The sequence below is a fragment of the Vulcanococcus sp. genome (genome assembly GCF_044369115.1).
Classification (GTDB): Bacteria; Cyanobacteriota; Cyanobacteriia; order PCC-6307; family Cyanobiaceae; genus Vulcanococcus.
This window is the reverse complement of record NZ_JBIPMN010000010.1, coordinates 1-23,488: the sequence shown is the minus strand read 5'-3', so window position 1 is coordinate 23,488 and position 23,488 is coordinate 1. Positions and strand designations below refer to the sequence as shown.

The 23,488-nt window shown below is 62.1% G+C and carries 20 protein-coding genes; 12 read left to right on the top strand and 8 right to left on the bottom strand.

All coding sequences use genetic code 11. The annotated features are described in order from the left end of the window. Positions 1-251 precede the first annotated feature (251 nt). Together ACIQ2E_RS01485 and ACIQ2E_RS01480 are read right to left on the bottom strand one after the other, a co-directional pair. Positions 252-683, bottom strand: coding sequence for a magnesium chelatase domain-containing protein (locus ACIQ2E_RS01485; RefSeq protein WP_398325132.1), 432 nt, complete (start codon positions 681-683; stop codon positions 252-254). A gap of 131 nt (positions 684-814) precedes the next feature. Further along, positions 815-1,228: a hypothetical protein gene (locus ACIQ2E_RS01480; RefSeq protein ID WP_398325129.1), complete on the bottom strand. Its 414-nt coding sequence runs from the start codon at positions 1,226-1,228 to the stop codon at positions 815-817. 160 nt (positions 1,229-1,388) lie between these two features. Here ACIQ2E_RS01480 and ACIQ2E_RS01475 point away from each other — a divergent pair, with 160 nt between their 5' ends. After that, entirely contained in the window at positions 1,389-2,288 is a 900-nt protein-coding gene (locus ACIQ2E_RS01475; RefSeq protein ID WP_398325126.1) for an Rpn family recombination-promoting nuclease/putative transposase, read from the top strand. 89 nt (positions 2,289-2,377) lie between these two features. Here ACIQ2E_RS01475 and ACIQ2E_RS01470 read toward each other — a convergent pair whose 3' ends face one another. Continuing rightward, positions 2,378-3,133: a hypothetical protein gene (locus ACIQ2E_RS01470; protein ID WP_398325123.1), complete on the bottom strand. Its 756-nt coding sequence runs from the start codon at positions 3,131-3,133 to the stop codon at positions 2,378-2,380. 253 nt (positions 3,134-3,386) lie between these two features. Between ACIQ2E_RS01470 and ACIQ2E_RS01465 the strand changes: the two genes are divergently transcribed. After that, complete coding sequence (locus tag ACIQ2E_RS01465; RefSeq protein WP_398325120.1) at positions 3,387-3,638, top strand: hypothetical protein; 252 nt, start codon at positions 3,387-3,389, stop codon at positions 3,636-3,638. Between the two features lie 227 nt (positions 3,639-3,865). Here ACIQ2E_RS01465 and ACIQ2E_RS01460 read toward each other — a convergent pair whose 3' ends face one another. Continuing rightward, entirely contained in the window at positions 3,866-4,090 is a 225-nt protein-coding gene (locus tag ACIQ2E_RS01460) for a hypothetical protein (protein ID WP_398325117.1), read from the bottom strand. Between the two features lie 510 nt (positions 4,091-4,600). Between ACIQ2E_RS01460 and ACIQ2E_RS01455 the strand changes: the two genes are divergently transcribed. Together ACIQ2E_RS01455 and ACIQ2E_RS01450 are read left to right on the top strand one after the other, a co-directional pair. After that, positions 4,601-5,473 (top strand): DUF2887 domain-containing protein, encoded by an 873-nt coding sequence (locus ACIQ2E_RS01455; protein WP_398325114.1) that lies wholly within the window; start codon positions 4,601-4,603, stop codon positions 5,471-5,473. A gap of 14 nt (positions 5,474-5,487) precedes the next feature. Further along, on the top strand, positions 5,488-6,333 hold the full coding sequence (locus ACIQ2E_RS01450) for a hypothetical protein (protein WP_398325111.1): 846 nt from the start codon (positions 5,488-5,490) through the stop codon (positions 6,331-6,333). On the opposite strand, the gene ACIQ2E_RS01445 is transcribed toward ACIQ2E_RS01450, so the two are convergent. Further along, positions 6,330-6,905, bottom strand: coding sequence for a hypothetical protein (locus tag ACIQ2E_RS01445; protein WP_398325109.1), 576 nt, complete (start codon positions 6,903-6,905; stop codon positions 6,330-6,332). The two genes, ACIQ2E_RS01450 and ACIQ2E_RS01445, sit on opposite strands and share 4 nt — an antisense overlap. A gap of 47 nt (positions 6,906-6,952) precedes the next feature. Continuing rightward, positions 6,953-9,157, bottom strand: a complete 2,205-nt coding sequence (locus tag ACIQ2E_RS01440) for a hypothetical protein (protein WP_398325106.1) — start codon at positions 9,155-9,157, stop codon at positions 6,953-6,955. Positions 9,158-9,288: 131 nt separating this feature from the next. On the opposite strand from ACIQ2E_RS01440, the gene ACIQ2E_RS01435 reads away from it, so the two are divergent. The 5 genes from ACIQ2E_RS01435 to ACIQ2E_RS01415 all read left to right on the top strand — a co-directional run bounded on the left by ACIQ2E_RS01435 (position 9,289) and on the right by ACIQ2E_RS01415 (position 17,803). After that, positions 9,289-12,189, top strand: a complete 2,901-nt coding sequence (locus ACIQ2E_RS01435; protein ID WP_398325103.1) for a glycosyltransferase — start codon at positions 9,289-9,291, stop codon at positions 12,187-12,189. After that, the gene (locus tag ACIQ2E_RS01430) at positions 12,186-13,013 is read left to right on the top strand and encodes a peptidylprolyl isomerase (RefSeq protein ID WP_398325100.1); all 828 of its coding nucleotides are present in this window, start codon (positions 12,186-12,188) and stop codon (positions 13,011-13,013) included. The genes ACIQ2E_RS01435 and ACIQ2E_RS01430 overlap by 4 nt, the downstream gene beginning before the upstream one ends. A gap of 134 nt (positions 13,014-13,147) precedes the next feature. After that, on the top strand, positions 13,148-16,018 hold the full coding sequence (locus ACIQ2E_RS01425) for a peptidase domain-containing ABC transporter (RefSeq protein WP_398325097.1): 2,871 nt from the start codon (positions 13,148-13,150) through the stop codon (positions 16,016-16,018). Then, on the top strand, positions 16,018-17,523 hold the full coding sequence (locus ACIQ2E_RS01420) for an HlyD family efflux transporter periplasmic adaptor subunit (RefSeq protein ID WP_398325094.1): 1,506 nt from the start codon (positions 16,018-16,020) through the stop codon (positions 17,521-17,523). The genes ACIQ2E_RS01425 and ACIQ2E_RS01420 overlap by 1 nt, the downstream gene beginning before the upstream one ends. Positions 17,524-17,539: 16 nt before the next feature. Then, positions 17,540-17,803 carry a hypothetical protein gene (locus ACIQ2E_RS01415; protein ID WP_398325091.1) on the top strand — a complete coding sequence of 88 codons (264 nt, stop codon included), beginning with the start codon at positions 17,540-17,542 and terminating at the stop codon, positions 17,801-17,803. A gap of 25 nt (positions 17,804-17,828) precedes the next feature. Here ACIQ2E_RS01415 and ACIQ2E_RS01410 read toward each other — a convergent pair whose 3' ends face one another. Next, the gene (locus ACIQ2E_RS01410; protein WP_398325088.1) at positions 17,829-18,578 is read right to left on the bottom strand and encodes a hypothetical protein; all 750 of its coding nucleotides are present in this window, start codon (positions 18,576-18,578) and stop codon (positions 17,829-17,831) included. Between the two features lie 505 nt (positions 18,579-19,083). Between ACIQ2E_RS01410 and ACIQ2E_RS01405 the strand changes: the two genes are divergently transcribed. Further along, complete coding sequence (locus ACIQ2E_RS01405) at positions 19,084-20,322, top strand: glycosyltransferase (RefSeq protein WP_398325085.1); 1,239 nt, start codon at positions 19,084-19,086, stop codon at positions 20,320-20,322. Here the strand turns inward: ACIQ2E_RS01405 and ACIQ2E_RS01400 are convergent. Further along, entirely contained in the window at positions 20,309-21,613 is a 1,305-nt protein-coding gene (locus ACIQ2E_RS01400; RefSeq protein ID WP_398325082.1) for a hypothetical protein, read from the bottom strand. The two genes, ACIQ2E_RS01405 and ACIQ2E_RS01400, sit on opposite strands and share 14 nt — an antisense overlap. A gap of 206 nt (positions 21,614-21,819) precedes the next feature. Between ACIQ2E_RS01400 and ACIQ2E_RS01395 the strand changes: the two genes are divergently transcribed. Together ACIQ2E_RS01395 and ACIQ2E_RS01390 are read left to right on the top strand one after the other, a co-directional pair. Further along, positions 21,820-23,085 (top strand): hypothetical protein, encoded by a 1,266-nt coding sequence (locus tag ACIQ2E_RS01395; protein WP_398325079.1) that lies wholly within the window; start codon positions 21,820-21,822, stop codon positions 23,083-23,085. 76 nt (positions 23,086-23,161) lie between these two features. Further along, positions 23,162-23,488 (top strand): hypothetical protein (locus ACIQ2E_RS01390; protein WP_398325076.1); only part of this gene is annotated, 327 nt, incomplete at its 3' end.

Below are 23,488 nucleotides of genomic sequence, written 5' to 3'. Positions count from 1 at the left end.
TCGCGCCTCAAGAGCTAAGAAGCTCCGAGGAGGCAGCTCTCGAGGTTCGCCTGAGGCAGATCGGCGCAACAGGAGAATAATGAATGCCTCTGCAAGGTGAGAAGGCAATCGTCACCCCGGAATGAATCTGTGCTCATCGGAAATAGCGTGCATTTGCCTCTTGCCTGGCGGCATTCGACAGGCGAACAGAAGTCGGGGGTGCAACTAGCGGATAGAGGGCAAAGACTATACGGGAAAACCCGCAGTCATGCCTATTCCTCCAGTCCCTTAAATACTGCATCTTCTGGGTCCTTGTAAAACTCGATCGAGATCTTGGTCCAGAGGTCATCGGGGAGGTCATTCAGCCCGCGGCGGGCTGAGACGGGCATCAGCAGCACCTTGGCCTGCTTCTCAACGGCCAGCTCGGCGATGGCGACGGCGTTGGGGATCATTTCGACCGAGCCACCGAGATTGAGGGAGCCCACGACGATGGTGCTGCCGCGGGTGTTGCGATCAAGAAGGCCGCCAACCAGGGCGACCATCACCGGCAGTCCCAGGCCGGCGCCGCTGCGGTCGTTGTCCATGGCACGCAGCTGGATGGAGAACTCATGGCCGCGGGGATCGCGGTCACCCAGCAGGTTCTTGGCCCGGGCGTAGACATTCTGCTCACCCACCTTGGTGCTCTCGCGGAAGGCAGGCGGCACGGGGCAGCCGCGTCCACAGCGGCCCCATCAGCTCGCGCGGCTCCGGCAGCCCGTGGCACAGCCGCTTGTAGAGCAGGCCAAACACCACCGCCGGCTGCTGCAACACGAGCCCCCAAGCGTGGTTCACAAAGCTAGGTTGGTACTCCACCACGAAGCCGTGCACCGGCAGCCCCTGCTGGCGCACCGCTCCTCTCCCGGCCCCACTGGGGGAAATGTCTGCCCAGCAGCGTCACCGGGTGGTCCAGGTGCCGGTAGAGCTGGGCCAGGGTGTAGGCGCGGCCGGCGGCGTTGTGGCTCAGCTCAGCGGCGGCTACCACCACCGTGGTGTGCTCAGGGCCCTGTTGGTTGATCGTCTGGCGCTCTTTCCGGTAGTTGGTGCGTGCGCGCTCCAGGTTGGCGGCGTAATGCATGCCCAGGAGGGGTTGCTCCATCAGGCCCTGGGCGTAGGCGCGGATGGCGCCGGCCCAGTCGCCCGCCTGCGTGCATTCGCGGCCGGCGCGCATCCAGCGGCTGCGGTTGGGGGTTTCGGCGCGGCCGGGAGTCATGGGGTGAGGTTATGGCGGGTTGGGCGGTTGGCCACATGCAAGGGAGCACGTGAAATCACGGATGCGACGCCAACTAATACAGGCGTACCATGAGGAGATATGGCTTGGATTGCTTTATGGCTGTGGGTTGTATCTGGCGCCGGTGGCAGGCGATTGGACCGTGAAAACGGACCATTGGTTCTACGGCCTGTTCCAGAGCGTGCCGGATCTGATCACCTTGCTGTTGCCGGGTGGTGGACATGTGACGCCCAGCCTTGGGCCGGATGCACCGGGCGATGCGCTGTATCGCTTTGAGGCGCCGGAGCTCAAAGCGGTGAACCATCGCCTCGATGGTGCGCTCTGGCCGCGGGGCAGCGAGAGCGGCACACCGGAGCAACCGGTGGTGCTTCTCGAGGTTCAGATGCAGGGCACGGCCGAGTTCAAGCACCGGCTCGCTGCTCAGAGCTTCCGCTTTCTGCAGCTCCATCCCCAGGTACTCCATCTGGCCGTGGTCGTGGTGGTGTCAAACGAGCGCCTCCGTCTCGGCCCCGCCGAACTGCCGTTTCAGCTGGAGGCGTTCCTTGCTGGCGTGCACTGGCTCAGCCTGGAGGAACTCGGCCAACAGCCTGGGCTCGATCCGCTGCTCAGCTTGCTCACATTGCCGGTGCTGCCCAAACCCGAAATCCGCAGCGCCACCGATCGGATTCTGAAACCGCGGCCCGATCTGGTTGAGGCCGTTCTCTCTATCCTTGGGGAGCGGTTTCCCCATCTCACTCGCGAGGAAATCATGGCCTTGATCAATCTCCCCACCGATCACCTGCGCCACACCCGTCTCGCCCAGGACTGGATGGCGGAAGGCGAAGCTCGCGGCCGCCTGGAAGGAGAAGCCCGGGGCCGCACCGCCGAGGCCGCTGCCGTCGCCCTCCGCCAGCTCAACCGTCGCTGCGGCCCACTGAGCGAAGGCACCTCCGCCCGCATCCAGGCCCTACCGCTGGAGCAGCTGGAGGGGCTCACCGAGGCGCTACTGGATTTCAGCGGTCCTGCGGATTTGGCCGCCTGGTTGGTGCAGCACGGCGGCTGAGCGTCGGGCTCACACGGGCTGCAGTTCTTGAGGCACTGATTGGCATTGAGAGTCCCTGGCCTCTCTGGCCCCGGCTCCCTCGGCAGGTTTCACCCCCTGGCGGCTGCGAGAGGAGTCACCCCGAATGTCCCGTCGAACCGTTGGGCTAGGTCCACCGCCAGCCGCGTCCACAGCGGCCCCATCAGCTCGCGGGGTTCCGGCAGCCCGTGGTATAGCCGCTTCAGGCCATCGAGCGTGATCGGCTCCCGCTCGCCCACAAACAGCAGCTCCTCATCGTCGATATCCACCAGCACCGCCGATCCCCACAGCAGCTTGTAGAGCAGGCCAAACACCACCGCCGGCAGCCGTGGCTTGCTCAGGTGCACCAGATCCGCCGGCTGCTGCAACACCAGCTCCCAGGCCTGGATCACAAAACTCGGTTCGTGCTCCACCATGAAGCTGTGCACCGGCAGCCCCTGCTGCCGCACCGCCCCGCGGATCGGCTCCCAGAGCTCTCGCCCCCATTGGGGGAAATGGCTGCCCAGGAGTGCTACCGGATGACCCAGGTGCCTGTAGAGCTGGGCCAGGGTGTAAGCGCGGCCGGCGGCGTTGTGGCTCAGCTCAGCGGCGGCCACCACCACGGTGGTGTGGTCTGGGCCTTGTTGGTTGATTTGTTGGCGCTCTTGTCGGTATTTCGTGCGGGCGCGCTCAAGGTTGGCGGCGTAATGCATGCCCAGGAGGGGTTGCTCCATCAGGCCCTGGCCGTAGGCGCGGATGGCGCCGGCCCAGTCTTGCGCCGCCATGCACTCGCGGCCGGCGCGCATCCAGTGGCTGCGGTTGGGGCTTTCGGCGCTGCCGGGGGTCATGGGGTGAGGCTATGGCGGGTTGGGGTGGGGTGCAGATGTGGTACCGGCGTACTATTGGGTATTCCAAGGCGGTCCGCCCTCGCTACGGTGATCCAAGTTCAAAGTCGCTCAGCGGCGCCTGTTCTGCCGCCGCCACGGCTGCTTGATCGCCAAGGCTGGTCAACACTGCTGGCTGGGGCCCTGCTGCTTCTGATTTCGTTCACTACGAACTACGGCGATGACAACCTCTTCCACCTCGCCAGCCTCCCGGCCCATGACCAGGTCGGAATGGGTCTCCACCTTGCCGCCCTGGCGGCGCTTGCTGGCGATGTTGAACTGGCGACCCGTGTACGACATCGAGCAAGAAACCGAGAGGCTGAGGATCGCATCGCTCGAGAGCGAGAAGCGCTTGAAACTGCTCGAGCAAGAGGACAAGCGGCTCGCCGAGCTCGAATCCAGGCTCGATGCCTTGTTGCTCAATGCCGATTCCTCCTCGCAGACACCGCCCGCAACCGGCTCCAACTGAGTGAGGCCCTGGCGGTGTTGCTGGAAGAGCTCCGGCCGCCGCCGACCACACAGGCCTGAGCTGGGATGCAGGTCGTTAGGTGCCTGCTGGTCTCATGAGCACCTGGCATCTCTGGCCCAGGCTGACTCGCCAGGCTTCGCCACTTGCGGTTGAGAGAGGAGCCAACCCGACTATCCCGTCAAACCGCTGCGCCAGATCCACCGCCAGCTGCGTCCACAGCGGCCCCATCAGCTCGCGCGGTTCCGGCACCCGTGGCACAGCCGCTTGAGGCCTTCGAGCGTGATCGGCTCCCGCTCGCCCACAAACAGCAGCTTGTAGAGCATGCCAAACACCACCGCCGGCAGCCGTGGCTTGCTCAGGTGCACCAGGCCGGCCGGCTGCTGCAGCACCAGCTCCCAGGCCTGATTCACGAAGGCGGGTTCGTGCTCCACCACGAAGCTGTGCACCGGCAATCCCTATTGCTGCACGGCTCCGCGGATCGGTTCCCACAGCTCCCGTCCCCACTGGGGGAAATGGCTGCCCAGCAGCCTCACCGGCGGCGTTGTGGCTCAGCTCAGCGGCAGCCAACACCACTGAGGTGTGTTCGGGACCCTGTTGGTTGATCGTCTGGCGTTCTTGCCGGTATCGGGTGCGGGCCCGCTCGAGGTTGGCGGCGTAATGCATGCCCAGGAGGGGTTGCTCCATCAAGCCCTGGGCGTAGGCGCGGATCCAGCGGCTGCGGTTGGGGGTTTCGGTGCGGCCGGGTGTCATGGGGTGAGGCTATGGCGGATGGGGGTGGGGCGCAGGCGTGGGCGGGTGATGGCTGGCGCGGTGAGTCCTCCGGAGGTGACTGGTCGCACGCATGGACGCCCGTGAAATCACGGATGTGGCGCCGACTGGTACAGACGCACTCTTAAGTGGTTGTTCCTGGGTTGCCGTTGTGGCTGTTTGCTGTGAGTGGCGCCGCTGCCGGCGACTGAACCGTGAAAACGGATCACTGGTTCTACGGCCTGTTTCAGAGCGCGCCGGATCTGATCACGCTGCTGTTGCCGGGTGCTGCAGCGACGCCCAGGCTGGGGGCTGATGCGCCTGGCGATTCGGTGTATCGCTTTGAGGCTCCAGAACTCAAGGCGGTGAACCATCGCCTCGATGGCTTGCTCTGGCCGCGGGGCATTGAGAGCGGCACATCGGAGCAACCGGTGGTGCTGCTCGAGGTGCAGATGCAGAGCACGCAAGAGTTCAAGCACCGGCTCGCTGCTCAGGCCTTCCGCTTTGTGCAGCTCCATCCCCAGGTGCAGCACCTGGAGGTGGTTGTTGTGGTGCCGAACTGGCAGCTCCGGCTTGGGCCGAGCCAACTGCCGCATCAGCTGGAAGCTTTCCTCGCCGGTGTGCACTGGCTCAGCCTGGAGGAGCTCGGCCGGCAGCCAGGGCTGGATCCGTTGGTCAGCCTGCTCACGCTGCCAGTGCTGCCCAAACCCGACATCCGCAGCGCCACCGATCGGATCCTGAAACCGCGGCCCGATCTTGTCGAGGCCGTTCTCTCTATCCTTGGGGAACGGTTTCCCCTTCTCACTCGCGAGGAAATCATGGCCCTGATCAATCTCCCCACCGATCACCTGCGCCACACCCGTCTCGCCCAGGATTGGATGGCGGAGGGCGAAGCCCGCGGCCGCTCGGCAGAGGCCGCTGTAGTCGCACTGCGCCAACTCAGCCTTGTCTGCGGCCCCATGAGCGAGGCCACCACCTCCCGCATCCAGGCCTTGCCTCTGGAGCAGCTGGAGGCGCTCAGCGAGGCGCTCCTGCAATTCCGCGGCCCCGCTGATCTGACGACCTGGTTGGCTGAGCACACCGGCTGAACGCTGAAGATCGCATGCCCGAGGCCATGGCTACTGCGGCCTACGCCAAAGCCGCCATCCACCTCGGCAGGGCCTTCCTGTTGGCGGATCAGCCCGATCCGGCCATGGATCACCTGCAAGCCGCCCTGGATTACGGCCTCCCCGATGGCATCGAGCCCCATCTGCCGCTGCTGATCGCCGAAGCCGAGCGTTGCGCCGCCCTGGGCGACCACCGCGAAGTGATCCAACGCTGGCAAGACATCGCCTCTCTCCAGGCCGATGCCACCCCAGAGGCGATCTACCACCGGCTCAGCGCTGCCTATGCCGCCAATCGCTCCGGCTTTGGCGGCAGTAAGGAAGAAAACGCCCTCTGGGGAGATGTGAGCAAGCACGCCCTCCTCGCCTGGCTACACCGCTGGCTGCAGCCGTCTCTCTATCTGGAGATCGGCGTGGATCAGGGCGTCAGCCTCGCCTGCGCCAGCGGCCCTGCCATCGGTGTGGACCCGCGCCCCGAGCTCCAGCTCACGGCGGAGCTGCCGCCCACAGCTCGGATCGTGCCCAGCAGCAGTGATGCCTTCTTTGCCACCCAGGCTGAAGCGGAACGCAATGACGCACTTCAGCAATCAACGGATCATTCCAGCCTTTTGCAAACAGCGCAGCAAATGCTTTCCGGTCAGGCTCGCTACCTAGAGGATCTCAGCCTGAAGGAGGAGCGAGCGGAGCAGGCCGTTGATGAATTAGAAAATCTAAAGAGGGAAATGTTGTATTATATTCAATACAGCAAGCCCACTCGTAATCTCGACCCTCTGCGCGTTCAAAGGCTGATCGAATTGGCCAAGAAAACAGTGCCGCCCTCGGCTGCTACACGTCGCACGCGCTAAGCCCGCAGAAGCGCAATCAGATGGTTCACTTCCGCGTTGTTTAGGTTGGGCTGACTCTTCGCGGCAAGCAGCAAGCATCGCTCGACTTCTTCAGGCCCAATTTGTGCCGCTTGCAATTGCCCTCGCGCGGCATCTACCTGTGCTTGGTAATCCAGTGCGAGCGGCAAATCAAGATTGAAGAAGCCCGCAATCAGCATCATCAGGCGTCTCTGTTCCTGGGTGTTGCTGACTGGTTGCTGAGGCTCAAGCAGGGAGCCTGATTGAGCCAAGCTGGCGCAGGCCTCCTCGATTACCGCGGATTCCACGCCAGCCAGACGAAATGCTTCTGCCATGCTCAACAGCGCCGCCTGCTTCTGAGCCACCGCCACTGCTGCCGGCGTTGCCCCCTCCTTCTGCGCCTGCAGCAACGCCAGGGCCGCCTGCTGTTGCTGTTTGCCCACATCCGGCCCTGGCTGGATCGTTTGCAGTAGGGCTATGCCGTATCGCAGCCACTCCTGCGGGTCGTGGCTTTCCAGGGGGTGCGCTGCGATCACCGCTGGCCAGTCGCCCTTCTCGAATGCCTCGCGGCTCATGCCTTTGGGTCTACCTGATTCCCCCATCATCGCGGGCTGCGCTGGCGTTAGCCCAGGTAGCGCCCGCCTTCGATCCGGTCGATCCCCGGCACCCCCTCCAGCGCCTGGCTTCTGATCCAGTGTTCATTGATGCGGCTGTCGGCGCGCCACTCCTGCGTGGTGCGCTGCAGCACCCCGAAATAGGCGTGCATCAGGTTGCCCACATACACACAGCTCACCCCATAGCGCTGCTTCACGGCCTCACAGAGCGGCAAGCCATAGGCGCCACAGGCGGCGGTGAACACGGCAAAGGGCTTTTGCTTGTAAGCCCGATCGATCTGCTCCAGGGTGCGATCGAGGCTGTCTTCAAAGCCGCGATCCGGCCGGTTGGGATACACCGACACTGGCGCTTCGATGCAGCGCAGCCCATAGGGCTCGATCGTGAGGTCGGTGAACAGATCGAACGCCAGGCCGGTGCGGTGGTGGGCTTCCACATCGCTGGCCAGCGGTGTCACAAACAACACCTCCTGTCCGGCAATAAAGTTGTAGAAAGCCTGCTCACCGGGCCATTGCACCAACTGCGGCATCTGCTGGCTTTGGCGCAGGAGCTGTTGCGCCACGGGCCAGAACATCGTGGTGATCGAGGCATTCCCAAACAACACCGAGCTGCCCAGCAGCCCCCGCAGGCTGGCCTGGCTCCAGCGCTGCAGGCTCTCCAGCGGCGCGTGGCTGCTGGCATAGAAGCCGGCGTTGGTATGGAGGCGCCGTAGGTTTTCGCTGCCGTCGCTTGGGTCAAACCACCAGTTCTCGCGCTGCTGTTCCATCCAGTTGCGGTCGTGGTGGCGCCGGCGGATCTCCGCCAGCAGATCCTCCAGCTCGTTTCGCTGCAGCAGCACCGTTTGCAGCGCCGCCAGCTCCACATTCCCAGGTCGCAGCAGGCTTTGCCCCGCCTGCAGCTGCGCCACTGGCAGCGTCCAGCCCAGAGGTTGGGCCCCCAGGCCTCCGCTCCCGCCGCAGCGGTTCCAGAGCGCCGTGGCATACACCAACCCGCGCCACTGCTCGCGGTTGAGTTCACTGCCCCCCTGCCACAGCGCTGCCAGCTCAGCCCAGAGGGCGCTGTGGGGCTCGGCCAGCTCCAGGTCGCCTCCGCGACCGGCCTGCTGGAGTGGAGCGAAGAAGGCTGGGAGCAGCTGATCCAACAGCTCCACCTGTGGGAAGGCCAGCAGCGGCGCCAGGTTGAGCTGCAGCTTCTCGCCGCTGCTGATCACGGGAGCTGCGCCGGGGCGCAACACGGGTTCGAGCTGCTGGTTCCCCAGTCCGCTGGGGTGATCCGCCAGCCAGTTCTCCACCCCCAGGCCAATCGCTTGGTGCAGTTGGCCTGGGTCGCGCAGCTGGGCGGCCGCCGCCGGTGGCGAAGGTGCGGCTGTGGCTGTGGCTGTGGCTGTGGTGGCGGCCCTGGCTGGTGCTGTGGGCGATGGGGCCGGCACCGCCGCTTGGCTGCTCTGCTGCATCAGCTGCAGGCTCCAGCTGCAGCGCTGCGCCGCCGCTTGCACCCCGGCCAGCTCCTCAGCCGGCAGGGGCAGACGAGCCAGCCAGCCCAGCAACGTTTGCAGCTCTGCGCTGTTGATGGTGGCCTCTGCGCTCAGCAGCTCGTCGCTCTCGGCGGCCAACAGCTCGCGGGCCGCCTGGAGGATCCAATCCGGGCAGGGCTGATGCAGTCGTCCCAGATGCAGCAGCAGCTCCAGCGCCTGCCGGCGCCAGCGCTGGCGCTGGGCGCCATCGAGGCTCTCGCTCTGGCTCAGCTGCCGTAGCCCGATCGCCCCCTCCCGCACCAGCTGCTCTTCGAGATGCCACAGCCAGTCGGGTAGATCCAGTTGAAGTTGCCGGTAGGTCTGCCCCAGGCGGAAACCATGCCAGCACTCAGCGCCGCGCTCGGCGGCCGGAGCCGGCTGCTCGGCGTGCACGCTGGCATGGAGATCGGCGATCAACTTGCCGATCAGATTGCCCAGCTCCTGCCGCGCGGCCTGGGTGCGACCGGGTGTCAGTTGGCTCAAACGCCGATAGCTGGCAACCGCCTTCTCGAGCTGCTCCTGCATCAGGAGCCATTGCCCCTCCGCCCCGGCGGCGGCGCTGGCCTGTCCGTAATGCCGGGCGAGTGCCACCACCAAGGGCAGTTGTTGCTCCGCAGCGGCATCGGGCTGCTGCTGCAACGCCAGGTGCCAGAGCTCCGCCTTGGCTTCTGCCTCCAGGGGCAGGGCCAGCAACTGCTCCACTGTGAGCCACAAGCCTGCTGCAGCTTGGGGTTTGCTTGCCTGGGGTGTTGGAGCGGTCAGGTGCTGATGGGCCGCAGGGCTCATTATCGTCGAGAAAGTTCAGATCGCCTATTCGGGGCACGTCCGTTCCCATGCAATCGGTTTCGGCCCGGATGGGTCTCAACCAAGTTCGCTATGGAGGCCGGCTCGAAGCCCTCGATGCCCGCACCGGTCTCATCGGTTGGGCCATGCGGCTGGATGGCCCCAGCGATCCGCTCACCCTTCAGCTCACCCTCGAAGACCTGCTCAATCCCGAGAGCCGCTGGAAGTTGGCCGAAGTTGTGGCCAATCGCCCCCGCCCCGACCTGCGCGCCCAGGGTGTGGAGGCCGACTGCGGTTTTGTCTTTCTCGGCCACTCCGGCCGCGATCTGCCTGCCCGCAGCAGTGGCATGGTGGTGCGCGCGTTTTTTGATGCCGAGCTCTGCTTCGAGCTCCCAGGCAGCCCGCTGCGCCTCGATGCCCAGCTCTACCAGCTGCTGCGCCAGCTCTGTCGCACCGGTCTCGGCCGGGATGCCTGCCTCGGACCCGTGCGGGGGGCTTATCTGGCCGGTTGGGCCATCGGTCGGGGCCCTTACCGGCTGATCGTGGATGCCGGTGATCCCCTCACGATCGACCCGCCCGAGCCCCTGCCGCCCCACGAATGGCCGCTCAATCTCCGCCTACCGCCCGGGCTCTGCGACGGAGCGGTGCATCACTTCAGCCTCCAGCAGCAAACGCCCTCTGGCGAGTGGCAGCAGCTGGATGAACGCCTTGATCTGGCTGCACCTCAGCTCACCCCATGGCCGGCTCTGTTGGCCCATGCGCGGCCTCCCTTCCCCGACCATCTCTCCCCTCTGGCCCTCGAGCACCAGCGCAGCCTCAACACCTGGCTGCACTGGGCCGATGCCCACAGCGCACCCCTGCCGCCGGATCTGCCGCTGCTCCAGCGTTTGCTGAGCCATCCCGTGCGCCTGGATCAGGATTCCGCCGGTCTGGCCCTGCCCCCCGGCCACGAACCCGGCCCTGATGGATCGGCGGTGCCCCGCTGTGCGCTGCAGTTGCCCATCGCCACGGAGCCCAAGGTGAGTGTGGTGATCCCGGTTCACGGCCAATACGCCGTAACCCGCCGCTGCCTGGCGGCCCTCGCCTTTGCTCCCACCCAGGTGCCCTTTGAGGTGATCGTCGTCGACGATGGCTCCACCGATGGCACCAGCGAGGCCCTGGCGAGCGAGGCTCCGGGTGTGCGCGTGGTGCGCCACGACTTTGCTCGCGGCTTCAACCAGGCCTGCTGCAGTGGTGCCGCTGCAGCGCGCGCTCCCTTTCTCGTGCTGCTCAACAACGACACCGAACCCTGCGCCCGCTGGCTGGAAGAGTTGCTCTTTCCTTTCGAGCATTGGGCTGACACCGGCCTGGTGGGTGCACAGCTGGTGTTGCCCGATGGCCGCCTGCAGGAAGCCGGTTGCATCGTCTGGGGGGATGGCAGCCCCTGGAACTACGGCCGCACGCGCAATCCGTTTGAGCCTGGCTTTGCCTACGCCCGCCAGGTGGATTACGTGAGCGGCGCCGCCCTGATGATCCGCACCGATCTCTGGCGCCAGGTGGGCGGTTTCAGCCCTGAATTCTCCCCCGCCTACTACGAAGACACCGACCTCGCCTTCAAAGTGCGCGAAGCGGGCCAGACGGTGCGCTACGCCCCCCAGGCGCGGGTGATCCACCATGAGGGTCTCAGCAATGGCAGCGATACTGAGGCTGCCGAAGGGCTGAAGAAATATCAGGAGATCAACGGCCCGCTGTTCCAGCGCAAGTGGGCCCACGCCTTCAGTGGCCCCAGCGAGCCCACCTACGACGAGGCCGAGCGCATCAAAGACCGCGGCATCCGCGGCCGGGTGCTGTTCATCGATCACGACACCCCCCGCCCCGACCGAGATGCCGGCAGCCATGCCGCCCTGGTGGAGATGGAGCTGGTGCAGGCCTTGGGTTACAAAGTCACGCTCCTGCCCGCCAACCTGGCCTGGCTGGCCAATTACACCGAAGACCTCCAGCGCCGTGGCATCGAGGTGCTGCATGCGCCTTTTGTGCTCTCGTTGCGCCAGGCCCTGCTCGAGCGCGGTGGTGAGTTCGACGCCGTCTACATCACCCGCTACACCGTTGCTCAGGCGGCCTTGCCCCTGGTGCGTGAACACTGCCCCGAAGCCAGGGTGTTGTTCTGCAACGCCGATCTTCACTATCTCCGCCAACTCCGCGCCGCCCGCGCTGAGGGGCTTGACGGCGATGCCGCCCTGCGAGCCCTCGAGGCGGTGGAGGCTGTGAAGCGCGAAGAGTTGGAGGTGATCCGCCAGGTGGATCTCACCCTCAGCTACAGCGAGGTGGAGCGCGGTGTGATCGAAGCAGAAACGCTTGCCGGTGCCTCCACCGCTGCCTGCCCGTGGGTGGTGGAGGGGCCTGAACAGCCGGCTCCCCTAGAGGGGCGTGAGGGATTGGCGTTTCTGGGTAGCTACAACCACCCCCCGAACCGCGATGCGGTGGCGGCCTTTCTTGAGGAGATCTGGCCTGAGCTCCGCAAGCAGCTGCCCCAGCTCCGATTGCATCTCTATGGCAGTGGGCTTAATCGCGAGCTGGCGGAGGCCTGGCGCGAGCAGCCCGGAGTGCTGCTGCACGGTTGGGTGGCGGAGGCCAGCAGCGTTTACAACTGCCATCGCCTGTTCATCGCTCCTCTGCGTTCCGGCGCTGGTCTCAAGGGAAAGGTGGCAGCGGCTGCTGCCCATGGCATCCCCCAGGTGCTCAGTCCGATGGCGGCGGAGGCCACTGGATTGCGCCATGGCCAGGAGGTGTGGCTGGCGCGCACCCCGGATCAGTGGTTGGAGGGCATTACCCATCTCTGTCGCCATGACGCCAGCTGGCAGGCGATGAGCACGGCTGCCCATGGTTTTGCTCGCTGTCATTACGGGCGTGAGCAGGGGCTCTCCCTGATGCGTTCGGCGTTTGAACGGCTGGGTCTGGAGGTGCCGCAATGAGCATCAGCCCTCGCCTGCAGCCGCCGGAGCGTCTTTCTGGGGTGCCCGATCTACCGGTGGTGGAGGTGGCTCCGGAGCGCCCCTGGCTCACCGTTGCCGAAACCAACCGCTTGATCCGTCAACAGGGGTTGGCGCTGGCGGTGGCCCAGGCCTGGGTGCTCGATGAGATTGTTCAGGTGATTGAGCTTCCGCCCGAAGAGGAAAAGCAATTGGTGCGCCAGTTTGTGGAAGCAAAGGGTGTGAGCAGCGACGAGGCATTGCAGGCCTGGTTGAAGCAAAAAAGACTCAGCTACAACGATCTTCTCTATTTCGCCACGAAAAAGGCACGGGTTGAACGTTGGCAGCTGCGCCGCTATCGCGAAGAGGCGGAAATCCGCTTTCTCGAGCGCAAACTCGAACTCGATACCGTGGTGTATTCCCTGTTGCGGCTCAAGGATAGAGAGTTGGCCGATGAGCTCTTCCATCGCATTCAGGCCGGAGAAGACGACTTTCCTACCCTTGCCGAGAGCTATAGTGACGGTCAGGAAAAGAACACTCGCGGCCTGATCGGGCCAGTCCCCCTCGCCGCTGGTCATCCAGAGCTGGTGTCTCGTCTGCGCGTCAGTCGGCCTGGCCAGCTCTGGCCTCCCTTTCAGGTGGCGGAGTTGTGGGTTGTGATGCGGTTTGAACGCTTGTTGCCAGCGCAGCTGAACCGCCAGATGCGTGCGCGCATGGTGGAGGAGTTGTTTCAAGTGTGGTTTCGTGAGCGAGTGCAGTTGCTGATGGATGGAGAGCCGCTGCCGCCGCTGCCTTATCTGCCACCTGAGCTGGAGCCGGACTCATGACTGCCATCCCTCCTCCCATGGCCGGTTCGGCTCGAGCGCCGGGGGAGCAACTGCGAGCCTTTGAACCCTTTGATCGCCTCAGCGCTGAGGCTGCTGCTGCGCTCGAGCCGCTGCTGGAGCCGCGGCGTTATCGGATGGGGCAGACCCTGCTCCGCCCTGATGCGCTACCGGAGGGGGTTCTTCTGGTGTTGCGCGGTCATCTGCGCAGCCTTGGTCCCCATCCCAGCGGCCAGGGATTGCGCACCATCGCTCGTCTCGAACCCCCTTCAGTGGTGGGTTGGGTCGGTCTGTTGCGCCGTGAGCCCTGCGAGCATCTGAGGGCCAGCCGTGATGTGGAAGGCCTGTTGCTGCCAGCCGCCGCGTTCCGCGATCTGCTGGCTGGGCACCCAAGCCTGGTGGAGTGGTTTGAACAGCAGCTGCCGGCCGAGGAGCTTCACACGCTGCTCACCGCCCTGGTGTCGCACGAGCCTCAGTGGCTGCCGTTGCTTGAGCAGTGGCCGGCGGTGCTGCCAGCAGCCCGCGCGATCAGCGTCACTCCGGGGCCCGATCCAGAGTTGGCACTCCCTCCGGGCTTTCGTTGGTATGCCAGCAGCGGAGAGCGGCTCGCCCAGCCCTGGATCGAGCGTCCACTGGAGCCGCTCGCTGCTGATGCCCCCTGGTTACGCCTGGTGGGCTTGCCGGACCCAGCTGCTGCCGATTCATTTTGGGCGGCGCCGGCTGAACCCCGCGCTGCAATTCCTGATTCGCCTCTCGATCTGGGTGGCAATCTGGAACCCCCGCTAGACGGTCGTTTTCCAGGCGAATACAGCCTCTCGCCCGAGCCACCTCCACCACGGGCTGAAGGTCGAGGCGGATCACTGGTCCTCAGCCGGGCCAGTGGTCCCCGTGACATCCCGATTGCGGTCTGCCACTGCCTAGCCGACTACTTCGGCGTGCCGATCAACCGCGATGCCCTGCGGGATCAGGTGGAATCGTTGCTGCAGCGTCAGCCCCAGCTCAGTCTGATAAATCTCGGGCAGATTTTAGATTCCCTTGGTCTGCAGGTGATGCTGAGCCGGGTGCCGGCTGATCGTCTGCATCGTGTGCCCACGCCAGCGCTGCTGATGCAGAACGGCCACATCGGTGTGCTCGATGGTGTGGATATTGATGGCCAGGCGCGGCTCCTTGAGGCTGAGCTTGGCCCCCTGCGCGTGCCCAGTGCCGATCTGGCCACCCTTGAGGGCGGCTTGGTGGAGCTGCTGCTGTTTGAGCGTAAGAGCGATGCCAAGGAGCAGACATTTAATTGGAGTTGGTATGCGCCATTCCTGAAGAAGCATCAACGTGCCCTGATCGAGGTGCTGGTGGCTTCAGCGGCCATCAATGTTCTGATGTTGGCCACCCCCTTGGGATTCAGATTGTTACTGGATACGGCTACCCAGGCCAACATCGGTTCGCTCGTTAGTATCGCTGCCGTGATGTTGCTGGCTGCTCTTGCTGTTGGCCTGATCAAAACAGTGCGCACGTATATCTTCACCGAAACTGCAAATCGCATAGACCAAGAGTCTAAATCCATTATTCTGGATCAATTGGTCCGCTTGCCCCAGGGCTTCTTTGACAGTCGTCCGGTTGGACAAGTCACTTTCTATTTCACACAGTTAGATCGTTTGCGCGAGTTTTTGGTCGGTCAGAGCCTGCCGCTGTTAATCGATACAGCCTTCAGTTTTATCTATTTCGCGATCTTGCTGACGATCAGCCCTCTGCTGACTCTGGTCGTGGTGAGCACAGTCCCGCTCATGGTGGCGCTCACGATTGCTAGTAATCCCATCGTTTACGCACAGATTAAGCGGTCGATGGCTGAATCCATGCGCACCCATTCGTTTTTGACTGAATCAATCACTGGCATCCAAACGATTAAATCTCAGAATGCGGAGCTCAAAACACGTTGGGAATTTCAAAACCGATACGCCCGCTACCTTGGAGAGGATTTTAAGCTTCGAATTAGTCGGGAGACGATTGCTAATCTTGGTCAATTTATACAGCAGCTCAATGGTATATTGGTCATTGCTGTGGGGATCTGGCTAGTAATGGAACAGAGAATCACGATTGGTGATATCATTGCTTTTAGGATCTTGGATGGCTACATTACTGGCCCCTTGGTGAAGCTTGCGGGAACGTGGCAGCAATTCCAAATGAGTCGCCAGCAGATGAGCATGGTGGCGGATGTTGTGGATCGCACGCCAGAGCAATCCGTTGATGAAGCTCTGAATATCCCCATGCCTCCCCTTCAGGGAAGAGTTCAGTTTGTGGATGTGAGTTTCCGCTTCTCCGGCGATGGCCCGATGGTGCTGCAAAACGTGAATCTAGAAGTGCCTGTGGGTTCGTTTGTGGGTTTGGTGGGTGGCTCTGGCAGCGGTAAATCCACCTTGCTCAAGTTGCTCCCTCGTTTCTACCGGCCTCTTGAAGGTAAGGTTTTAATTGATGGGCTGGATATCAACAAGCTTGAGCTCTATTCTCTTCGGCGCCAGATTGGTGTTGTGCCTCAAGATTCACTACTCTTTGATGGCACGGTCCGTGATAATTTGTTGATGGTGAAGCCGGATGCGACCTCCGATGAAATGATCCGTGCCGCACGTATCGCCTGCGCCCACGATTTCATCATGGAGATGCCTAAGGGATACAACTCCAGTGTGGGCGAGCGCGGTGCTGGTTTATCAGGCGGTCAGCGACAGCGATTGGCGCTGGCGCGCGCTGTGCTCCAAAACCCGCGGATGCTCATTCTTGATGAAGCCACCAGCGCCCTAGACGCCCGCACCGAGCGACAGGTGTGCATCAATCTCTTTGAGGCCTTCCGCGGCCGCACGGTGTTTTTTATCACTCATCGACTATCCACTGTCAAGCCCGCTGATTTCATTGTGCTCATGGATCGTGGTGCTGTGATGGAAGTGGGTAGCCACAAGCAGCTCGTTGGCCAGCAGGGTTGGTATTACGCCCTCTATCAGAGCCAAAACCAGGAGGGTGTCACCTGATGCCCAGCCGCTCTAATGGCCACCAACAAGACGATCCCTACTCGTTCCGTCCTCCCGCCCTACTCCGCTGGTTGAAGCTTCTTTCACATTGGCGCCGTCGCGACGATGTGATTCCTGTGCAGGTTGATTTGGTCGGTGATACGGGTACCCGTCAGCGCCTGAGTTCGCAATCCGTGTCAGCGCCGAACCCTTTTCTGCGCTCGGCCGACCCTGTTCAAGCTCCCGATGAGTCGGGAGCTGCTCCAGCTCCACTCACCCAAGCTTGGAGTTTTCGTGAGGCAGTGGTACTGCGTCCCACTGCCCGTAGTTCCAGGGTTCTGCTTTATACCGCTGTTGGCTTCACAGGTGCTGGCCTGATTTGGCTTGTCTTGGCACCGCTGAACCAAACTGTTGCTGTCAAAGGAAAGCTGGAGCCCGATTCCAAGGTGAAGTCGGTGGAAATCCCTGTGCCCGGTGTAGTGGATGCCGTGCTTGTTGAGGAGGGTCAGACGGTTAAGCAGGGACAGGTTTTGCTACGGCTCGATCTGCGTGATGCCGCCAGCAAACTGCAAGCTGCAGAAACTGTTCGCAACAAGCTGGTTGATGAAAATCGTATTTATGCAGTGGCTTTGGGGGATCGCCAGGCCATTGCTGGTCTCACCTCCAATCAGCAGTTGCAGCTGCGCAATCAGGCGTCAGAACTGCTCAGCCGCCGCGAATCTGCCCTGCAGGAGCTTCGCCGTAGCCAAGTGCGATTGGCCGGTTTGCGGCAGTCCCTCGCCACCACGAGCAATATCGCTGCACGCTATGACCAGTTGGCCCGCACCGGTGCTGTGAGTGAGGTGCAACGCCTTGAAACCAAGGCTCGCGTTGATGAACTTCTCTCCAAGATCTCTGAGGAGGAGCGAGAACAGGCTCGTTTGAAAGCTGCCTTCAGTGCCAGTACCACCGGGCCCAACGCAGAATTCCGCGGCCGGATTGAAGCTAACTTGCGTCAGATCGCCGATCTCGATCGGCAGCTGCGCGAAGCTCGCCTGCAACTTCAATACAGCCAGTTGCGGGCTCCTTCCAGCGGCACGGTTTTCGATTTGGAGGCCCGTGCCGGCACCGTTGCTCAGGTGGGGCAGCCGCTGTTGAAAGTTGTTCCGAATGATGCTTTGCGGGCCCGGGTCTACGTGCCCAGTTCCGCCATTGGTTTCATTCATGCCGGCCAGCGGGCCAACCTGTCTCTCGACACCTTTCCCGCCACCGACTATGGCCGCTTGGAAGCCACCGTGCAGCGTATTGGTTCCGATGCACTCACCCCTGAGGAGCAGCAGAAAACACTTGGCACTCAAGCCACAGGCCTATTCTTTCCAGCAGTGTTGAGCCTCAGCCGGCAGACCCTCCAGGCTGGTCGCAAACAGATCCCACTTCAGCCTGGCATGGGGCTCACGGCCGACATTCACTTGCGCCAGCGACGAATGATCAGCGTTCTCACAGGCTTTTTCGAAGATAAATTGCGCAGCTTGGAGCGGATGCGTTGACCGGTTTGCCCCTGCCATGACCCATGACTGGGCCGACTATCTGCCACCTGAGCAACGCCGCCGGCGCGAGCGTCAGCGCCGACTGCAGCGGTGGCTTACCGCGTTGAGCCAACGACGCGTGGTCGTAGGACTCTGCATCGCTGCTTATCTGCTGTGGTGCCTGGCCCTGATGGCCTTCGGGATGCTGTTTGCTTCGATCCTCTCGGTGTTGCCTCTCCTGTGTCTGCCGTCCCTGGCCTATCTGGCCTGGTGGTTGGTCTGGAAGGAGTTCAACCACTAGCCTTGGCAGGCGCCCTGGGTTGTGATCAGCCGCTGGTCACCCGTTTCCCGTTCAAGACGTTGATGTCAGCGAGAAGCCAGGGCGGGATAAACTGCTCGCCTCCACCGAATTGGATACGTCCGGGTGTAAAAAAGGGTAGAGCAGCCAGCAGAGCGTTGATTGCCTTGGACTGTGCCATGTTGCTCACATAGCGAGCCAGTTGACTGCGCAACGTCTGATCTTCAGCGAGCAGACCTTCTCGCGAAAACCCGCAGCCTAGAAAGTTGCGGTAAAGCTGTCCAAAAGAACTCTGATATAAAGCTTGCACTTGAGCTGGGTTCAGATCCAGCCAGATTTGTCCCATCTGGCGCCTCAGAATGATCAGCTCCCGTTTCACTTCTGTATCGCTTGGGTCAATTGTGTAGAGATTGATCAGGCCGTTCATGCGACCGAGATAATCCTGGTTTTGAACCAAAGCCAGCGCCTCGTTGCCGCGCCTCTTGGCCATCACAGGCAACGGCATGATCGGTTCGGAGTTGTTTGCCGGTAGTCTTTCGGCGCCGCCAGCGTTGATCGGGCCTCGAGCTTGGAGATTCTGGGGTGGCATGCTCCTCCCGGCTGCCGCAGTGCCGGCTGGGCCAAGCAAACCGGCAGGGCGGGTGAGCAGCCTGGCCAGCCCGGGGTCAAACAGTGCGCTGTAGTCGGCGATCAGCCACTGGGGTACCACGTCGGTGGCGTTCATCAGACGCATCTTGCCCCGCTCGAAATAGGGCATGGCTGCCAGGAGCAGGTTCACCCGTTCGGGCCGACTCATACTGCGGCTGAGCTTCTGGGCAAGGCCATCACGCCACTGCTGTTCCTCCGTGAGCAGCGGCATCGCCGCGAGCGATGTTTTCAGCAGCATCCGGTAGCACTGCCCCACCGGCGATCGGTAGAGCCCTTCGAGCTGATCAACCGGTGCCTGCAACCAGAATCGGCTCAGGCACTGCCGGGCTCGCCGGGCCTCACCGATCAGTTTGCCGTTGGGTTGGCTCTGAAGATCCTTGAAGATTCCGGCCAGTCGTGTAGCCGACCAGGGTGTGAGATCGATCCGTTGAGCGGGATCGTCTTTGCGCCCCTTGCGCCGCGTCTTGGGCTCGTCCACTAACGAGCGATCACCGTCTTGTTCCCAGCTCAGCTTGCTGTTTCCAAACAGTTGGCTCCAGAGCCCCACAGCTTCACCACATCTGTCGTTCCTTGAATCTAACCAGCCTCTGGAACCTGCTCCCCAGGCCTAGCCTGGAGCCATCTGTGGTTGAGCCATGCAGTGGTTGTTCATCCACCAGAACGCCCCGGGGCAGTTCCGAGGCTTGATGCCTGCTCTCTTGGCTCGGGGCCATGGAGTGGTTGCGATCGGTTCGCGCCCGCTGGCGCAACCGCCGCCAGGTCTGCGTTATCTCCAGTACGTGCACAGCACGGGTCGCGGTTCCACGGGCGCTGCTGCGATCAACCGATTGGTGGATCCTGATCTTGAGCAGAACCTGCGCCGTGCTGCGAAGGTGGCCGAGTTGGCCCGGCAGCTGCGCGACGAGGGCCTGCGCCCCGATGCCGTGGTGTTTCACAGTGGTTGGGGTGAGGGCCTTTATCTGCGTGACATCTGGCCCGATGCCGCCCTGATCGCCTACCCGGAGCTTTACGCCAGCGCCCGCCTGATGGGCTATGGCTTCGACCCTGACCTCAGCGCGCTCAGCGAGGGCATGCGCATGGCCCTGCGCCGCCAGAACTTCATGGCCCTGGCCGCCATTGCAGACAGCGACGCCGCCATCGCCCCCACGCTGTTTCAGCGCGACACATTTCCCCCTCACCTGCGCGGTCGTTTCCAGGTGATTCATGAGGGGGTCGATGTTGAGCACGTGCGCGCCAATCCCAAGCGCCACGTACAACTGAAGTCAGGTTTGATCCTGCGCCGGGGCGATCCGGTGATCACCTACGCAAGCCGCAGCCTTGAGCCTCTGCGTGGCTTCCGCAGCTTCATGCGAGCGCTCCCGGAGCTTCAGGAGCGCCACCGCACGGCTCAGGTGCTGATCGTGGGCGATCCCGCCGGTGCCAGCTACGGCCGGCCCTCTACCCATCCCGATGGCTACTGGGGCGAAATGCTGGCGCTGCTGGGGCACCGGCTCGATCTCTCGCGCATCCATCGTCTCGGCCGGCTGGCCTACAGCGAGTTGATGGCCTTGCTGCAGATCAGTGCCGCCCATGTTTATTTCAGTTATCCCTATGCCCTCAGCTGGAGCGTTCTGGAGGCGATGGCGTGCGGAGCGGTTGTGGTTGGTTCAGCCAATGGCCCGGTGGATGAAGTGATTCAGCACGGCCATAACGGCCTGATCGTGCCCTTCTCAGCCCACGATCAGCTCGCGGCCACGCTTTTGCAGGTGTTGGCCGACCCCGCTGGCCACGCTCCTCTGGGTCTTGCGGCACGCGCCACGGTGGAGCAGCGCTACAGCCTCGAGGGCTGCGTTCATGGGTATGAACAGCTCGCCGGCAGCCTCAGGCTCGCGTAGTTGCCCTGGCCACCGCCGCCACGACGGCATCAATCACTGCCAACCAGTCGCCACCGGCGGGTTGTCGCCACAGTTGAAGTGAGGGATACCAGGGGGAATCGCTGCGCTGCCGCAGCCAACGCGGGTCGGCGCTGGCCGGTAGCAACACCCAGGCCCGCTGGCCCAGGGCGCCGCAGAGATGGGCCATGGCAGTGTCCACGCTGATCACCAGATCGAGTGTGCACACCAAAACCGCTGTCGCTGCGAAATCGGCAGTGGGTTCCAGTTCGTCTGTGAAGCACCGGGCCAGCGCTCCGGCTGCTGAGCGGTCGGGGCCGACCTGCAAGTTCACCAACTCAACGCCGTTCAGATGGAGCCCTTCCAGTAGGGCTCCCAGCACCTCTGCTGGCAAACTGCGCTTGTGGTATTCCCGGGCCGCGAAGGGATCATCGAGCTTGCGGCCGGCGGCCCAAAGCACGCCGATGCGGCGCGTCTGGCCTGCACCCGTTCTTGGGCACCAACGTTGGCTGCGGAGGTAGGCCCTCTGCTCGCCCAGAGGAGCTCCGCCCAGGTGGTGGGGCAGGCTCATCAACGGTGCCTGAGCGGCGCTGATGGCGGGTGCGGTGCTGCCGTTCCGTGGTTTGGCCAGCACTTGCGGCGGATAAGGCAGCCAGTTCAGGCCTTCCTGCAGTAGCGGCACCAGCTGGTGCTCCACTTCCAGGCTGATGGCATTGGCTTGTTGGCTCAGCACGGTGAGCCAGCGCACGTATTGCAAGGTGTCGCCAAGGCCCTGCTCGCTCCAGAGATGCAGCGGTTCATCACTGGCTTCACGGCGCAGGCTGGGATGACTCGTGGGTGTGGCGTAGGGGCCCGATCGAAACGGCAGCAGCTCGGCCAGTTCCAGGCGTCGCTCCGCAGCTTCATAGGCCTCGGCGTAGCGCTCCAAACCGATCAGCAACTGACTGTGGTTCCAAGCGCTGACGGGGTCGTTGTTCAGTTCGCGCGCCAGGCCATAGGCGGCATCGGCTTGTTCAAAGGCGTTCAGATCCCTTAGCGCATTGCCCAGGCCCCGCAAGGGCAGGGCTTCTGCAGGGGCCAAGGCCGCTGCTTCTGCGAAGGCTTTCCGAGCCGCCTCGGGTTGGTCGGCAAGCCAGAGCACATTGCCGAGGTTCGTACTCAACCGATGGTCCGTTGGCCTGAGCAACAGGGCTTGCCGATAGCAGTCTGCTGCCGTGCTCCAGTGGCCATCCTGCTCGGCCGCTCGCGCCAACAACAGTAGCTCCCGCAAGGGGTTATCGAGGTTTGGCTCCATTCCATTCCGCAACGGCAGGCCCGACCGGTTTGTGCGCAGGCTTATCAATGCTGATGCAGAAGTTGCCAATTCCGCATAAACGACCGGAATTTGTCGGGTGATTGCGCTACCCCTCAGCCGTAGGTGGTAGGATTTGATGACAACCAGCGAGACAAGGACAAGTACGTTTGTGCTTGTCTCCTGCTCCCGCTAACCATAAAGCCGCAATGCCCTCCAGCTCTACCCTCTCCCTCGGTCAGGCCAGCTACGAGCTGTTGGATGCCCTGGTCACGACCAGCACAAACCGTGACCAAACCAAAACTGCCACGGTCCGCGCCGAATTCCGTGGTGGTGTTATTGATCCTGGCGAGGTAACAGTTGCCTTTGGTAATCGATCTGGCGATATTTCCACCTTAAACATTGCAGATGAGAGCTTCGGGCTCTCAATTCTTGACGGTGATCTTTCGCCAACTACTAGCTATCCCAACCAAACAAGTTACCCCAATCCTACTCTTCCCAGCGCACCTGCTGGAGGCGCCAATGCGCGCGTCAATCTCATGGCTGACGCTGAGCAAGCGCAAATCGCGCTCGGTCAAGGTGATAATAAACTCTTTGCGGCTAAAGATCTGCTGAGGTCAACAGTTTCAGCAGGTCTTGGTGACGACACAGTTAGAATCGGTGGATCCGCTTCCTATACAGAGCTGAATCTTGGTGGGGGTGATAATTCAGTCCTCGTAGCGAAGGATTCAGAAGGTCTTTCTGTCAATGTTGGTGAGGACGACATTCATGACGCCGGCAGCGACACCTTGCTGTTCTTAGGTTCGCTCACGGCTGCTGGTTATGGTTTCGAGAATACAATTAACACCCGCGGGGGTGACGACTTCATCTCCTTCACGGGCGGCTTAGAAGGTGGTGACCAAGGCGAATATCTAGTCCATGCCGGAGCAGGGGATGACACGATTCTCTTTGGCTACCAAAGCGACAGCAACAATTTCGATTTAGACACCGGAGAGGGTTCCGACTTTATTGCTCTTGGCAGGTCCACCGAGAACGCTGACATCCGGCTTGGCTACGGGGCCGGTTCAGATACGTTGGTTCTTGGCCTAGACGCTGATATCACTGCCAGTGATATCCACTCAAGCCAGACAGGTGGTGACCATCTGTATCTGTCTGGTTACGTTGCTGAATCAGATTTCTACCTTGGCAACGGCGGTGATTTCATTGGTCTGTACGGCGCTGGAGTCAACTCATCCTTTGACCTCGGTTACGACGACGTAATGGATATAGTCGAGCTGACAGATTCCTTTGGTTCTTACGATGGCATTACCATTAGCAACTTCGGCGAAGAAGATATTCTGATTATTGGCGATATGAGCGGCGACTACGAGGAGTACGGCTATGCTGATTTCAGCAATATGGACTACGACTCCAAGCTTGGCCAGTTCCTGTTGTCCAACCAAGTTATTTCAAAGAACGGATATTTCCCGATGTGATTCCTGGCTTCTGATTTAATAGTCAATAATATATTTCTAGTGCCACCAAATCTGACTCCCTTCCATCCTTGATCCAATGTCATTGATCGTCTCTATCGACGCAGGACGGCTTTGGGAGTCAGACGATAATGGATCTGAATCTTACCAAAAAACAGCCAAGTTTCGAACGCTCAACGTAAGAGACTTGTTGCTGAGAGCGTTTGCCGATACTGGCTTTCTTTCAGAGCGCTTGGGTGAATATGGTCTTGAGCTTGATGTCTCTTCTGACTTTTCTTCGATTGGCCTGGATATCGAAGGAATTGACTTTCCCCCTGGCCAATCCGGTTTTTTTGACCTAAATCTATCGGAATACACACCTTCCTGGGACATAGCACTTTCTGAAGAATCGCCGATCTTTTCTGTA